General features: G+C 58.0%; 15 protein-coding genes. 11 read left to right on the forward strand and 4 right to left on the reverse strand.

The window, feature by feature from the left end; all coding sequences use genetic code 11:
• Positions 1-23: 23 nt before the first annotated feature.
• Positions 24-683 (reverse strand): GntR family transcriptional regulator, encoded by a 660-nt coding sequence (locus tag ACK6D9_RS17690; RefSeq protein WP_412049510.1) that lies wholly within the window; start codon positions 681-683, stop codon positions 24-26.
• 324 nt (positions 684-1,007) lie between these two features.
• Between ACK6D9_RS17690 and ACK6D9_RS17695 the strand changes: the two genes are divergently transcribed.
• Positions 1,008-1,970: a dihydrodipicolinate synthase family protein gene (locus ACK6D9_RS17695; protein WP_412049511.1), complete on the forward strand. Its 963-nt coding sequence runs from the start codon at positions 1,008-1,010 to the stop codon at positions 1,968-1,970.
• Positions 1,971-2,132: 162 nt separating this feature from the next.
• Here ACK6D9_RS17695 and ACK6D9_RS17700 read toward each other — a convergent pair whose 3' ends face one another.
• Positions 2,133-2,732, reverse strand: a complete 600-nt coding sequence (locus ACK6D9_RS17700) for an RNA polymerase sigma factor (RefSeq protein WP_412049512.1) — start codon at positions 2,730-2,732, stop codon at positions 2,133-2,135.
• Positions 2,719-2,913, reverse strand: a complete 195-nt coding sequence (locus ACK6D9_RS17705) for a NepR family anti-sigma factor (protein WP_267653252.1) — start codon at positions 2,911-2,913, stop codon at positions 2,719-2,721. Before ACK6D9_RS17705 ends, ACK6D9_RS17700 begins: the two co-directional genes overlap by 14 nt.
• A 141-nt stretch (positions 2,914-3,054) precedes the next feature.
• On the opposite strand from ACK6D9_RS17705, the gene ACK6D9_RS17710 reads away from it, so the two are divergent.
• From ACK6D9_RS17710 to ACK6D9_RS17725, 4 genes are all read left to right on the forward strand, one after another.
• Entirely contained in the window at positions 3,055-3,867 is an 813-nt protein-coding gene (locus ACK6D9_RS17710) for a response regulator (RefSeq protein ID WP_412049513.1), read from the forward strand.
• 45 nt (positions 3,868-3,912) lie between these two features.
• Complete coding sequence (locus tag ACK6D9_RS17715) at positions 3,913-4,077, forward strand: DUF1328 domain-containing protein (protein ID WP_267653254.1); 165 nt, start codon at positions 3,913-3,915, stop codon at positions 4,075-4,077.
• Positions 4,078-4,178: 101 nt separating this feature from the next.
• Positions 4,179-5,204, forward strand: a complete 1,026-nt coding sequence (locus ACK6D9_RS17720) for a sensor histidine kinase (protein WP_412049514.1) — start codon at positions 4,179-4,181, stop codon at positions 5,202-5,204.
• A gap of 94 nt (positions 5,205-5,298) precedes the next feature.
• Positions 5,299-5,634, forward strand: a complete 336-nt coding sequence (locus tag ACK6D9_RS17725; protein ID WP_412049515.1) for a hypothetical protein — start codon at positions 5,299-5,301, stop codon at positions 5,632-5,634.
• Between the two features lie 60 nt (positions 5,635-5,694).
• On the opposite strand, the gene ACK6D9_RS17730 is transcribed toward ACK6D9_RS17725, so the two are convergent.
• Positions 5,695-6,948, reverse strand: coding sequence for a DUF2254 domain-containing protein (locus ACK6D9_RS17730; RefSeq protein ID WP_412049516.1), 1,254 nt, complete (start codon positions 6,946-6,948; stop codon positions 5,695-5,697).
• Between the two features lie 139 nt (positions 6,949-7,087).
• Here ACK6D9_RS17730 and ACK6D9_RS17735 point away from each other — a divergent pair, with 139 nt between their 5' ends.
• From ACK6D9_RS17735 to ACK6D9_RS17760, 6 genes are all read left to right on the forward strand, one after another.
• Positions 7,088-8,023 carry a diacylglycerol/lipid kinase family protein gene (locus ACK6D9_RS17735; protein ID WP_412049517.1) on the forward strand — a complete coding sequence of 312 codons (936 nt, stop codon included), beginning with the start codon at positions 7,088-7,090 and terminating at the stop codon, positions 8,021-8,023.
• A gap of 60 nt (positions 8,024-8,083) precedes the next feature.
• Complete coding sequence (locus tag ACK6D9_RS17740; RefSeq protein ID WP_267653260.1) at positions 8,084-8,620, forward strand: pyridoxamine 5'-phosphate oxidase family protein; 537 nt, start codon at positions 8,084-8,086, stop codon at positions 8,618-8,620.
• Complete coding sequence (locus ACK6D9_RS17745) at positions 8,617-9,024, forward strand: DUF2177 family protein (protein WP_412049518.1); 408 nt, start codon at positions 8,617-8,619, stop codon at positions 9,022-9,024. Before ACK6D9_RS17740 ends, ACK6D9_RS17745 begins: the two co-directional genes overlap by 4 nt.
• Positions 9,025-9,169: 145 nt before the next feature.
• Positions 9,170-9,367 carry a CsbD family protein gene (locus ACK6D9_RS17750; protein WP_412049519.1) on the forward strand — a complete coding sequence of 66 codons (198 nt, stop codon included), beginning with the start codon at positions 9,170-9,172 and terminating at the stop codon, positions 9,365-9,367.
• Positions 9,368-9,430: 63 nt separating this feature from the next.
• Positions 9,431-10,219, forward strand: coding sequence for a Crp/Fnr family transcriptional regulator (locus tag ACK6D9_RS17755; protein ID WP_322988408.1), 789 nt, complete (start codon positions 9,431-9,433; stop codon positions 10,217-10,219).
• Between the two features lie 145 nt (positions 10,220-10,364).
• A complete protein-coding gene (locus ACK6D9_RS17760) occupies positions 10,365-12,077 on the forward strand; it encodes a CHASE domain-containing protein (RefSeq protein ID WP_412049520.1) in 1,713 nt (570 codons plus the stop codon).
• The last annotated feature ends 1 nt before the right edge of the window (position 12,078 follow it).

Below are 12,078 nucleotides of genomic sequence, written 5' to 3' on the forward strand. Positions count from 1 at the left end.
CTTCTCCTGCCAACCTCAAACGCCTACTTCGCGTTCAAGGCGCCCAGAAGGGTCGTCTTGGCACCCAGAATATGGCGTCGCGTCAGTTCCGCGGCGTCTTTCGCGCGACCACTTTCGCAGGCAGCTAGAATAGCCAGGTGCTCGGCATTGGCGCGTTCCATCCCGTTTGACATCAGGATCTGAGCACGCAGGTAGCGGTCAATGCGATCGAGCGCATTGTTGATGATCTGCAGATGGTAGGAAAGGCCGCTGTCCTTGTAGAGCTCATAATGGAATTTGCGATTGAGCGCGCCCCAGCTCATCGGATCTGACGATTGCGAAAACGCCTCAAGACAAGCGCGCGCGCTTTGCAGTGTTTCCCTGGACATCTTCGGCACCGCCGCTTCGATGACCGAGCCTTCGAGCAGCGCGCGGAAATCAAAGATCTCGCTAGCCTCGTCCGGCGACAGGCCGGCAACGGTGGCGCCCTTGTAGCGCCGGGTGACGACAAGACCCTGCTGCTCGAGCATGGTGATCGCTTCACGCACCGGAATCCGGCTGGTGTTGAACAGTTTGGCGATTTCGTCCTGGCGCAGCGGCGCGCCGTCCTCCAGCTCACCATCGATGATCGCCGTGCGCAAGGCATCGAACACGATCGAGGCGGCGGAGGCGGACTTGGAAATGTCCACTGCATTCAACTTCACAAACACTCTCCTTCAGCACCGCACAGCCAATCCACCTGCCCCAAGCCACCACACCACACGGCGCAGCAGGCGGCTCGCACATGTGCACCGGCCCGGCTCCCGAAACAAATCACGCACAACAGATCATCATCCATCATAGCCGGGCGCCCTTGTGAAATCGAGAAATATTTCATATTGCAAATTGGATCCAATATTCTATTGTACATTCATCAAACACACAACCGTCCCCGCCCTGCGCATCCGGGCGGCAATCCATTTCGCACCCGTGCATTCACGACCACACGCAACGGCCATTAACCTCGCTTTTCCTTGAAGGACACCACTATGACCAAGAACATATTCACCGGCTGCATTCCCGCCCTGATGACCCCTTGCAAGGCCGACAGGACCCCCGATTTCGACGCACTGGTGCGCAAAGCCAAGGAACTCATCTCGGCTGGCATGTCCGCCGTTGTCTATTGCGGCTCCATGGGCGACTGGCCTCTGCTGACCGACGAGCAGCGCATGCAGGGCGTGGCCCGGCTGGTTGAAGCAGGAATCCCGACCATTGTCGGCACCGGTGCCGTTAACACACGGCAGGCCGTGGCCCATGCCGCCCACGCTGCCGAAGTCGGCGCGCAGGGACTGATGGTGATCCCGAGGGTTCTTTCGCGCGGCAGTTCTGTCACAGCCCAGCGCGCCCATTTCAGCGCCATCCTTTCGGTCGCCCCTGCCCTGCCGGCAGTAATTTACAATAGCCCCTATTACGGCTTTGCCACCCGCGGTGATCTGTTTTTCGAGCTGCGCAGGCAGCATCCCAACCTGATCGGGTTCAAGGAGTTCGGCGGTGCCGACGATTTGCGTTACGCCGCTGAAAATATCACCTCCCAGGAAGACGGCATCACGCTGATGGTCGGCGTCGACACCGCAGTCTGCCAAGGCTTCATCAATTGCGGCGCCGGGGGCGCCATCACCGGGGTTGGCAACGCGCTGCCGAAAGAGGTTCTGCACCTGATGCAGCTGTGCCAGCAGGCTGCATCAGGCAACGCCGAGGCGCGGACCCGGGCGCTGCAGCTAGAAGCCGCACTAGGGGTGCTGTCTTCTTTCGATGAGGGCTGTGATCTGGTGCTCTACTACAAGCACCTTATGGTGCTCAACGGAGACACCGAATACACACTGCATTTCAACGAGACCGACGCACTGACCGATGCCCAGCGCAATTATGCCGAAGCGCAATATACTCTGTTCCGGAACTGGTACGCGGATTGGAACAAACAGCTCGGCAGCACTACCGCCGCCGCAGCATAAACCGCTGTTTTTCCCTGCACTTCCGTTCCGCGGATTTACACGGAATTTAGGACTTGAGAAAGACCAGCCGTCCCGGGGGCAATGCCTGCCGGGACGGTAAGTTTGGAGGCGCTGGTTCACACCATCATGAAGTCAACTGGCGCCAAACTGGCACGGGCCAAATTATCGCCCGGGGAACGCCTTGTTGACCAGCGGCGCCGAGGTCTGGTCGGGGCCATAGTCGCTTTCACCGGTAATTGTGAGAAGTTCCTGGAGCTTGGTGCGCGCACGATTGACTCGGCTCTTGATTGTGCCGACGGCAACGCCGGCTATTTCCGACGCCTCTTCATAGGAAAATCCGGAAGCCCCGATGAGTACGATGGCTTCACGCTGATCATCCGGCAAGGTGTCGAGCGCCTCCTTGAAATCGGCCATGTCGAGCTTGCCATATTGTTCCGGATGGGTGGCCAGATTGCCGGCGAAAACGCCATCAGGATCGGGCAGTTCCCGACCCTTGCGCCGCATCTGGCTGTAAAATTCATTGCGCAGAATGGTGAAAAGCCAGGCCCGCATATTGGTGCCCGGCTGGAAACTTTCCTGCTTTGACCACGCTTTCATGACGGTCTCCTGGACCAGATCATCGGCGCGATCGTGACGGCGAGCCAGGGAAACCGCGAATGCGCGCAAGCTTGGAAGCGCCGCCAGCATCTCGCGTTTGAAGGAAAAACCGTCTCCGGCATCGGTGGACATGGTTTTGGGAACATCCATCTCAGTTCGCACCATTGTCGCCACCTGAGCGTTCAGCCTCATCCAGTTTTTCCAGAAGATCCAGCAGCTGGTCGGGAATAGGCTCTGCTTCGACAGATTTGTAATATTGTTTCAACCGAGAAGCGATGGCGTCTGACGCACCGTGGTCAGGCCGATCTCCGTTGTTTGAGGCGTCTTTGTTGTCTCGATTGATCATGCCCTTGCCAGCTCTCTCAGAATGAACACATAAGGTTTAGAATGCGCCATGACAAAAAAAGTTCCAAGCCATCGGAACTTTTTTCCAGACAGCGCGTTTTATGGTTGTTGCCACGTCCAGTGGACTATCAAGGGGTACATAATGTCGACACTGTCCATGCGCATCGCGCCACACCTTCCCTATCTCCGCCGCTTCTCGCGTGCGGTAACCGGATCACAAACGTCTGGAGACGCTTTTGTGGCCGCCACGCTCGAAGCGTTGATCGCAGATCTGAGCATTTTCCCCAAATCCGGAGATGACCGGGTCGCGCTTTACAAGCTGTTTTGTAAACTGTTTGACGGCCTTTCTGTTCCATTGCCTGAACACGCTACGCCATTCGGCTGGGAAAGAAGAGCCGCTGCCAATCTTGAAGCGGTAACCCCGCAGGCGCGCAAGGCTTTCCTCCTGATCGCTGTCGAGGGCTTCAACACCCACGAAGCCGCGGATGTGCTTGACGTCCAAGAAGCCACTCTTTCCAGCCTGCTCGAAACCGCGGCCATGGAAATTTCGAGCCAGGTGGCCACCGACATCATGATTATCGAAGACGAGCCGCTGATCGCCATGGATATCGAAGACATGGTCGAAACCCTTGGCCACCGGGTCACCGGCGTGGCTCGGACCCATTCCGAGGCGCTCGAACTCTACAAGCGCACCAAGCCGAAGATGGTTCTGGCCGATATCCAGCTCGCCGACGGAAGTTCCGGCATCGACGCCGTCAACGACATACTCAAGGATGAGGCATTGCCGGTGATCTTCATCACCGCTTTCCCCGAGCGGCTGCTGACGGGCGAAAAGCCGGAGCCGGCGTTTCTGGTGACCAAGCCCTTCAACCCCGACATGGTCAAGGCGTTGATCAGCCAGGCCTTGTTTTTCAACGCCGCCGCCGATGCGCCGCAACTGACCGGAACCAACTAGGGTCGAGCGCGTTGGCTACACATCATATGTCAAAGGAGAATATCGATGCTGTACTACGCTCTCATGTTTCTGGTTGTCGCCATCATTGCGGGCGTGCTCGGTTTTGGCGGAATCGCCGGCACTTCGGCTGGCATCGCCCAGATCCTGTTCTTCCTGTTCCTGGCGCTTCTGGTCATTTCGCTGGTCATGAATTTCTTTCGCAAAGTATGACCATCGCAACGATTGACCCTCGTGTTCGCAAGGGGCGTCGGAGCACCTCCGGCGCCCCATTGCCGTCCGACTGAAAATGTTACCGAAGTGAAGAGCCCACAATGAAACCATCATCGGTTAAGGAGTCCGATCGGCTGCGAATTGTTTTGGCGGGGCTGCGAAGTGCTGGCGTATCGATGATGTATCAGGATACTGATCTGACCATTCGTTATGCTGCCAACCTCCCCGGAAACTGGCCCCTCGACACTGATCTTGAAGGCGCCTCCGACGACCGAATATTCAACGCCCAGCAGGCCGCCAAGGTGCTCTCCGCCAAGCAGCAGGTGATTCAGACCGGTGAAACTATCAAGCTCGAAATCCTGCGTGATGCAGATCACGAGCGGCACTGGTTCATGCTGCATATTGATCCCGACACCGACGCCGACGGCACTGTGATCGGAATATTCACAACCATTCTCGATATCGACGACATCAAGTACCGGGAAACCGTGCTGAAGACGCTTCTGCGCGAATTGAGTCACCGCTCCAAGAACCTGCTTGCGATCATTCAATCCGTTGCCTCCCAGACCGCACGATCATCGCAGGGGCTCAACGACTTCCTGTTCGCATTTCGCAATCGGTTGCAGTCGATGGCGCAATCCCAGGATCTTGTGACGGCATCCGACTGGCGCGGTGCTGAATTGTTCGCCTTGACGCAATCACAGTTGCAGCCACTGGTAGGAAAAAATGCGCCGCGTTTTACGATCACCGGTGATGACCCCTATCTGTTTCCCAACGCCGCTTTGCACCTTGGTCTGGCGCTGCACGAGCTCACCGTCGATTCCCTCGCCAGGGGGGCCCTCGGCCCGGCAGGCGGCAAGGTTGAACTTGAAGCAAGCGAACATCTCAACGACCAGCAGGTTCCGGAATTGACCCTGACCTGGACTGAAACATTTGCGACGCCACCGGCCGAGACTGAAATTCCGACAAACCACAAGAACGGCTTTTCCGGCGCCGTGCTCGGTCGCATTGTTCCCCAGGCACTTTCAGCCGGGGTGCGCCACGAAACCCTCGGCAACAAGATGATCTATCAACTGGTCATCCCCGAATCTCAGTATGAAGCCGAGGCGAGGCACGCGAGACCCTGATTGCACGCCTGTCGGGCTGATCAAGCCGTGGCCTGGCCGGATACGATGGAACCTCCATGAAGCGCTGGCGTTGTAATGCCAAAGGAGAAGCGTCATGGAACATATCGCAGCCTTCATGCTGCTGATCGCTTGCAGTAACGACTTGCAGACCTGTACCGAACAGCCCGCCCCCACCGTCGCCTACGAGAGCATGCAGCAGTGCGAACTTGAACTTCGACCCGCGCTGCAGATCGCCAATGGCAAGTATGGAAAGACCATGGGCAAATGCGTCGAGATCGACCCGGCCCTGTTCTATGAGGATGCCGAGATCGTCTGGGACGTGACTGCCCAGGGCGAGATTGAAGTCGCCATTGAACTGATCAATCCGCAGATCGACCTCAATGCCATGGCCCGGTCGGATCATGCTGACGAAACCACGCGCGTGAACTGACGGCACGTCGGATCAAACAGCATAAACCGCTGTGCCTGACACCGTGTCGTTGCCCCGGTTTCAGCTATCGACCTCGAAATCCAGCCGCCTGCGCAAAAAGTCGAGATCCTGTGCAATCGGCTCTCCGGCAGCCGCCGTCTCCAGTAGCGCCTTGCCATGCACTCTGATCAACGCCCGCGCGTCAGATCCAGCAACCGAATACAACGAATTCAGCACCACGCCGAGGTGATCGAGCATCAGGATGTTGCCCCTAGAAGCCTGCCGCAACGGGTGCAATGTCATGTTGAGCAGGTCTTCCAGTGACAGACCCGGCACCTTGAGTCGCGCCACCCCTTCGCGGTCGCTGCGAACATCACCGCGCAAGCCTTCCGATACAGGCAGCACCAGCGCCGCGGCGATACGGTCGGCACAGGTAACGGCGGTAAAACTGTCGTTGACGCCCGGCGACAGTGCCCGCAACGCAATCTCGAGAAGAATACGGATCGAAAAGCGGATGTCATCGACCGCACCGCGATAGGGCTCCAGACTGATCGCGGCATGGACAGCGGCGATGGCCTTCCCGTCATCAGCAGCGAAACCGGCAGCGGCCAGCACCTGTCCCGACAGCACGAAGTCGCCCGGCGCAACACGAACCGCGATCATCGCTTGGTGGTGGCGGGCAAGCTCAAGCAGGGCTGCCTCGTCGATGATGGTCACATACCCCGATTGCTGCGCCTTGATGGCGGTATCGAGATCTTGTTCATTGAACTCCTCCTCGTCCCGTTGATCGGTCTCGGCGAGCAACGCGTTGACCTGTCGCTCCAGATGCTCGGAGATTTTGGCGACTTCGGCATCAATCGTCACGCTGCGCGATACCGAGTGAACGAAATGAATCACCTGAAGCACGGATACGGCTGCAAGCACAAATGCCATGGCAATAGAGAATTCCGGTCTCAGATCCGGCCCGGTTGCCCGCAGCACGCTGAGCGAAAACAAAAATGTGCCGCCCAGAAGTCCTGCGGTGACCTGATTGACCCGGTCTCTGGAAAATCGCTGAAGCAACCGCGGCGCGATATTGCCCGCAGCCAGCGTGAACACCACCAGCATGATCGAGTAGACCAGGCCAAGTGTGGTGATCGCCGCCGTGGCGATGGTCGCCAGCAGCGATCGGGCCGTGTCAGCTGAGATCGCCAGCCAGAACGGCAACGGGCTGCCGAAAAGCGTGTACTGGGTATCGAGCCAGATCAGCGGAATGGCCAGCAACCACAGCCCAATGGCGATGCCTCCGGGAATTCCCAACAACCCGTTGAGTGTCAGAACCGATTTCATTTTCATGGGGAATTCCTTCAAACGATCTAACTTCAATGCACGAACTCGCCGGAAGTTCGCCTGCGCGAAGGAACCTATCCGTCCGGGCTGCATTCTTACTGTGTTAAAGAGATATCTCAAAACCAACTACAGGCAGTACAACTCCATGCGGATGATGATCGTGCTCAACCGGGACGGTGGAACCATCCGCGGCATGGACAGTCGGGAATTTGGCGACCACGTCGCTCAAACTTTGGGCGCCAACACTCTCGGGCAGGACCCCACCGACTACGTCGTCAAACTGGCCGCCGGCTCTGAAATCTGTGAAGTTCTCGACCAGGCTGCCAGCGATAAAAACATCGACGGCATCATTGCCGGCGGCGGCGACGGCACCATCTCGGCTGCGGCAGCGGCTTGTTTCCGCGCGGGCAAGGTGCTCGGCGTGCTGCCGCTTGGGACCATGAACCTGTTCGCGCGCAGCCTTGGCCTGCCGCTCGACCCTTATGAAGCGGTCGAGGCGCTGCAACAGGCCGAGCCGCGCGATCTCGATATTGCCACAGCCAATGGCCGCCCTTTCATACACCAATATTCGGTGGGCCTTCATGAACGGCTCATAAGCCTGCGCTCGCATCTCGACACTTCGACGCGGTTGCGGAAAATGACCGCCACGCTGAATGCACTCGGCAAGGTCATCCTTGCCCCGCCACGGTTGAGCGTCGAAACCAGCCTTGAAGGAGAGACGCGCAGAACCATTGTGTCGGCGGTGTCTGTGTCCAACAACCTGTTTGGCGATTCACCCGTACCCTTCGCCCCGGTTCTCGACGGCGGTGTGCTGGGGCTCTACCGCGCCCGCGCCTATAGTTCTGCCACCGTGTTGCGGATGACGCTCGATGTGGCCCGCGGTGCGCTCCTGGACAATCCCTATGTTCAGGTTGAATCCGCGCAGCAGCTGGTTCTGAAATTCCCGACCAGGCATCGACGCGCAAAGGCTGCCATCGATGGCGAAATCGTCGATCTGGAATCGGAGATCGAATTCATCTGCCATGCAGGCGGTTTGCGTGTGCTCACGCCGAGCCAACCCGATCCGGCGAAGATCGGCTGACGATCGCGGGAACCCGAAGGCCAGAGGCGCGTTGTCATGGAAACCATGAAAGGAACTTCCATGACCGATCTGAAAAAAACCAGAGACGAACCGATCGAACAGCTTTTCGATATTCTCGACGACACCCACGCGGTCATGGTCGGGCTCGATCAGGCGGGCCATCCAATGCAACCGATGGCGCCGCAAGTGGACGAAGACCGGCGCGGAATCTGGTTTTACACCAAGCGTGATTCAGCCATGGGTTCGGCCATCAAAGCATATCCGTCAAGCCGCGCGCGGATCTGTCTTATCGGACCCGACCATGATTATCATGCCAGCATCTCGGGCACGATGAGTGCTGAAACCGACACCTCTCTGATCGACAAGTTCTGGTCGTCCGTGGTTGGCGCCTGGTTCGAACATGGCAAGCAGGATCCAAATCTGCTGCTGCTGCGGTTTGACCCGTCCGAAGCCGATATCTGGGCATCATCAGGCAGCGTTGTCCGCTTTGCCTGGGAAATCGCCATGGCCAATCTGAGCGGTGACGAGCCGGATCTGGGCGAAACGGCGCATGTAATATTCCCGCTGGCTCTGCGCGAATCCCGAGAAACCGCATGATCCCCGCGGGCTTCTGGAAGGCGTGGGCCGCTGCGGCCCTCGCCATTCTGATCCTGGATGGGCTTTGGCTTGGCCTTATCGCCAGAAATTTCTACCGCGACCAACTCGGCGATCTGATGGCAACCCAAATCAGCTTTCCGGTGGCTGCCGCCTTTTACGTTTTCTATTCAGCCGCCATTGTGCTGCTGGCTTCTGCACCGGCCATCCGGTTGGATGGCGGCGTTTGGCAGGCGGCTATGCTTGGAGCCGTGCTCGGCATTGCCGCTTATGGTGCCTATGACTTCACCAATCTGGCGACGTTGAAGAACTGGCCGGTCGGCTTGACCATCGTCGACCTGATCTGGGGCACAATTCTCACTGCCACTGTTTCAGCGGTCGGCTATTTCACCTTGGGCGCAATCTAAGCCGCTGATCATAAATCGGAAAATCGATGCCAGCGCACGAAAATTCCAACAATCGCGGGAACCAACCACTTCTAACCGCGTTGGATGCTCAGGCCGACGGCGAAAACCGCAAACGGCTCAAACCGATCCTCAAAGGAGAATTGAAATGAACTGGGATATCGTTGAAGGCAAGTGGAACGAGTACAAGGGCAAGGCCCAGGCACAATGGGGCAGGCTGACCAATGACGACCTCGATGTCGTTGAAGGCCGCCGCGATGAACTGGCTGGCAAGATCCAAGCCCGCTACGGCAAGACCCGCGACGACGCCGAGCGCGAAATCGACGAATGGCTTGGCCGCAGCTAATCACCTACTCTGGAAAGTCCGGCATATCTGTTGCCGGACTTTTCCTTTTTTGAAAGGGCGCCCATGCCGCCTGTCAATCAAAGCGCCATTCCCGAAAACGCGAGTTCGCTGGTCAGGCGCCTCGGCAGGTCGGTTTTGTTGACCGCCGAAGAGGTGGATTACCTCGAGACTATGCAAATCAACCAGGCGGTGGTCGAAAAAGGTGACGAATTCATCCATGATGGCGAGCACATGCGGGTGACGTTTCTCGTCCGGCGCGGCTGGATCATCCGCTTCAAGATCACACCCGCCGGTCGTCGCCTGATTATCGGTATATCATTGCCAGGCGATTTCATCGGTTTGCACATCAACTTCAACCATTCGTCAATCTACTCGGCTTCAGCGCTGACAAGGGCCTCGCTTGCACTCATCGAGCCTGTCCGCATTCTTGAGATCCACCGCCGCTTTCCGGTGTTGGCTTCCGGGCTCGATTGGATGACGATGCGCCATTCCAATATTCTCTCCGAGCACAAGATTTCCTTGGGCGCGCGCACTGCAGCACAGAGGATTCTTCATTTCCTGCTCGAATTATGGACCCGCCTCGAGCAGGTCGGCATGGCCTCCGCAAAAGGCTTCGATCTTGAGCTGACCCAAGAACAGATCGGCGACTGCATGGGGCTATCAACAGTTCACGTCAATCGTTCGCTCAACCGGCTTGGCAAGGAGAAACTGGTGAAGATAGACAAGGGGTTCGTCAGCTTTCCTCACGTTTCCGACGCCATCAGTTTCGCAGATTTCGACGACCGGTTCCTCACCGAATTCTCCACCGACCCGGGTGAAATTGGAAGCAGACGCCGAATTGCCAAAAATTGATTTCATTTAACCTGCTTTATAGACAGCCGATCAATCAGCTTCTATCGGCATCGCTCGTTTCCCGCTCTGTGCCGCCAATCAAATTGGTCAGCACGGAAAACCCATCTGGAGGTGCAGCATCGACAGTCGCCCGGCTCTATCGCTCTTGAAACACGCGCGTAAGCGCCTTGGCCGTGTGATCACGCGGCCTTTGAACACGAGCCTGCAATTGCTGTATCGCCTGCAACCGGCCTTGGTCTTCATCGTTGTCGCCCTTGTCGGCATGCTCACCGCAGCCGCATCCTGGTACACGATCGATCAGACCAACCGCATGAGTTTTGCTTCCACGGCAGAAGAAGCAGTGCGGCGTTTGAGTGACCGTATTGAAAACCACATGCTGCTGATCAAAGCGACGGAAGCGTTGTTTGAAGCGACCGGCGAGATCCCCGATGCCCAAGAGTTCAAGGCCTTTGTAGGCAATCTGCAAAAGACCGAACAATTCGACGGCGTGCAGGGTATCGGCTTTGCCCGCTACGCACCGACCGGGCCGGAGTCTGAAGCCGCCATCGCCGCCGAGATCGAGCGCAATTACAATATACAGCGCACGCCATGGCCCGAGACCGAGGAAAAATACCGCACGGCGATCATCTTGCTGGAACCTTCCACCGAAGCCAATCTGCGTGCGCTCGGCTATGACATGTACTCCAATTCGGTCCGCCGCACGGCGATACTGGCAGCCCTTGCCGAGCAACGCTTACGCGCTTCGGGCTCAGTCCGGTTGGTTCAGGAAAATCAGACCGATCCGCAATCCGGGTTCCTGATCTACACACCCTATGTCACCGCCGATACCAACATTCCGCTAGGTTTCATCTACGCACCCTTCAGCATACCCAACCTGTTTAAATCGGCACTCAAACGGCTGCCCGTCCTGCCTATCCATGTCACCGCCTGGGATGGCGAACCTGCCGACAGCAACCAGATCTTCCGTTCATCGGGTGAACGCAGCAGCCACTTCGGCGCCTCTCATGTGGAGATGATGTCGATCGAGGTTGCGGGGCGTTTGTGGAAGCTGGAGATCCGTCCCTCCGAAATATATGAACCGCCAGTCGACCAGACCCGATCGTTCATGTTGGCAGCGGCAGCCTTGCTGCTGGCCGGCGCCCTCGCCGCGTCGTCCCGTTCCCAGCAACGCACCATCGAAGTCGGCGAGGCGCTGCGCCAGGAAACCGAACGCGCGCTGACGGATCGCGAATTTCTGCTTCAGGAGATGAAGCACCGCATCAAGAACATGATCGCCCGGATGCTGGCGATGTCGCGGCAGACCGCACGCGCATCCGAGACACTGGACGACTTCACCCAGTCGTTTACCGCCCGCCTCCAGGCCATGGCCGCCTCGCAAGACCTTTTGGCCCGTACCGCTTGGCAGAGCGCCGACCTGAGAACCCTTCTCGCCCAGGAGCTCAGGCAATTGTTTGGCGACAAGCTCGAGGAAGAAAAACTGGTAGGGCCTACGGTAGAACTCAACGAAGTCGCAGCCCAGGCGTTTGGTCTGGCGTTTCATGAGCTTGCCACCAACGCCCTCAAATACGGCTCGGCACGCTCCGACACCGGTAAACTCGACATCTCATGGAGCATCGACACAGCCTCCCCAACCGGCAAGCAGCTGGTGTTCATCTGGCGCGAACGCAGCGAAGTTCCGCTCGATCAGCAGGATTCCGATGCGCTCGCCCAAAAGGGTGGCTTTGGCACCAAGCTGCTCGACGCCACCATGAGGGTCGAACTGGGTGGTTCAATCACCACCATCCCCAATCAGCACGGCATCGATGTGACGATTCGCGTGCCTCACGCGCGGGTCATGTCCGACCATCGAAACAACTGAC

Origin of the sequence: Hoeflea sp. Naph1 (genome assembly GCF_046837775.1) — a bacterium.
In the GTDB taxonomy this organism is placed as follows: domain Bacteria; phylum Pseudomonadota; class Alphaproteobacteria; order Rhizobiales; family Rhizobiaceae; genus Hoeflea.

Excerpts from the sequence above, each read along its gene's own strand:
- ACK6D9_RS17755 (WP_322988408.1), top strand. The coding sequence starts at position 9,431 with ATGCCGCCTGTCAATCAAAGCGCCATTCCCGAAAACGCGAGTTCGCTG.
- ACK6D9_RS17720 (WP_412049514.1), top strand. The coding sequence starts at position 4,179 with ATGAAACCATCATCGGTTAAGGAGTCCGATCGGCTGCGAATTGTTTTG.
- ACK6D9_RS17710 (WP_412049513.1), top strand. The coding sequence starts at position 3,055 with ATGTCGACACTGTCCATGCGCATCGCGCCACACCTTCCCTATCTCCGC.
- ACK6D9_RS17745 (WP_412049518.1), top strand. The coding sequence starts at position 8,617 with ATGATCCCCGCGGGCTTCTGGAAGGCGTGGGCCGCTGCGGCCCTCGCC.
- ACK6D9_RS17695 (WP_412049511.1), top strand. The coding sequence starts at position 1,008 with ATGACCAAGAACATATTCACCGGCTGCATTCCCGCCCTGATGACCCCT.
- ACK6D9_RS17735 (WP_412049517.1), top strand. The coding sequence starts at position 7,088 with ATGCGGATGATGATCGTGCTCAACCGGGACGGTGGAACCATCCGCGGC.
- ACK6D9_RS17705 (WP_267653252.1), bottom strand. The coding sequence starts at position 2,913 with ATGATCAATCGAGACAACAAAGACGCCTCAAACAACGGAGATCGGCCT.
- ACK6D9_RS17715 (WP_267653254.1), top strand. The coding sequence starts at position 3,913 with ATGCTGTACTACGCTCTCATGTTTCTGGTTGTCGCCATCATTGCGGGC.
- ACK6D9_RS17750 (WP_412049519.1), top strand. The coding sequence starts at position 9,170 with ATGAACTGGGATATCGTTGAAGGCAAGTGGAACGAGTACAAGGGCAAG.
- ACK6D9_RS17700 (WP_412049512.1), bottom strand. The coding sequence starts at position 2,732 with ATGGTGCGAACTGAGATGGATGTTCCCAAAACCATGTCCACCGATGCC.
- ACK6D9_RS17740 (WP_267653260.1), top strand. The coding sequence starts at position 8,084 with ATGACCGATCTGAAAAAAACCAGAGACGAACCGATCGAACAGCTTTTC.
- ACK6D9_RS17730 (WP_412049516.1), bottom strand. The coding sequence starts at position 6,948 with ATGAAAATGAAATCGGTTCTGACACTCAACGGGTTGTTGGGAATTCCC.
- ACK6D9_RS17725 (WP_412049515.1), top strand. The coding sequence starts at position 5,299 with ATGGAACATATCGCAGCCTTCATGCTGCTGATCGCTTGCAGTAACGAC.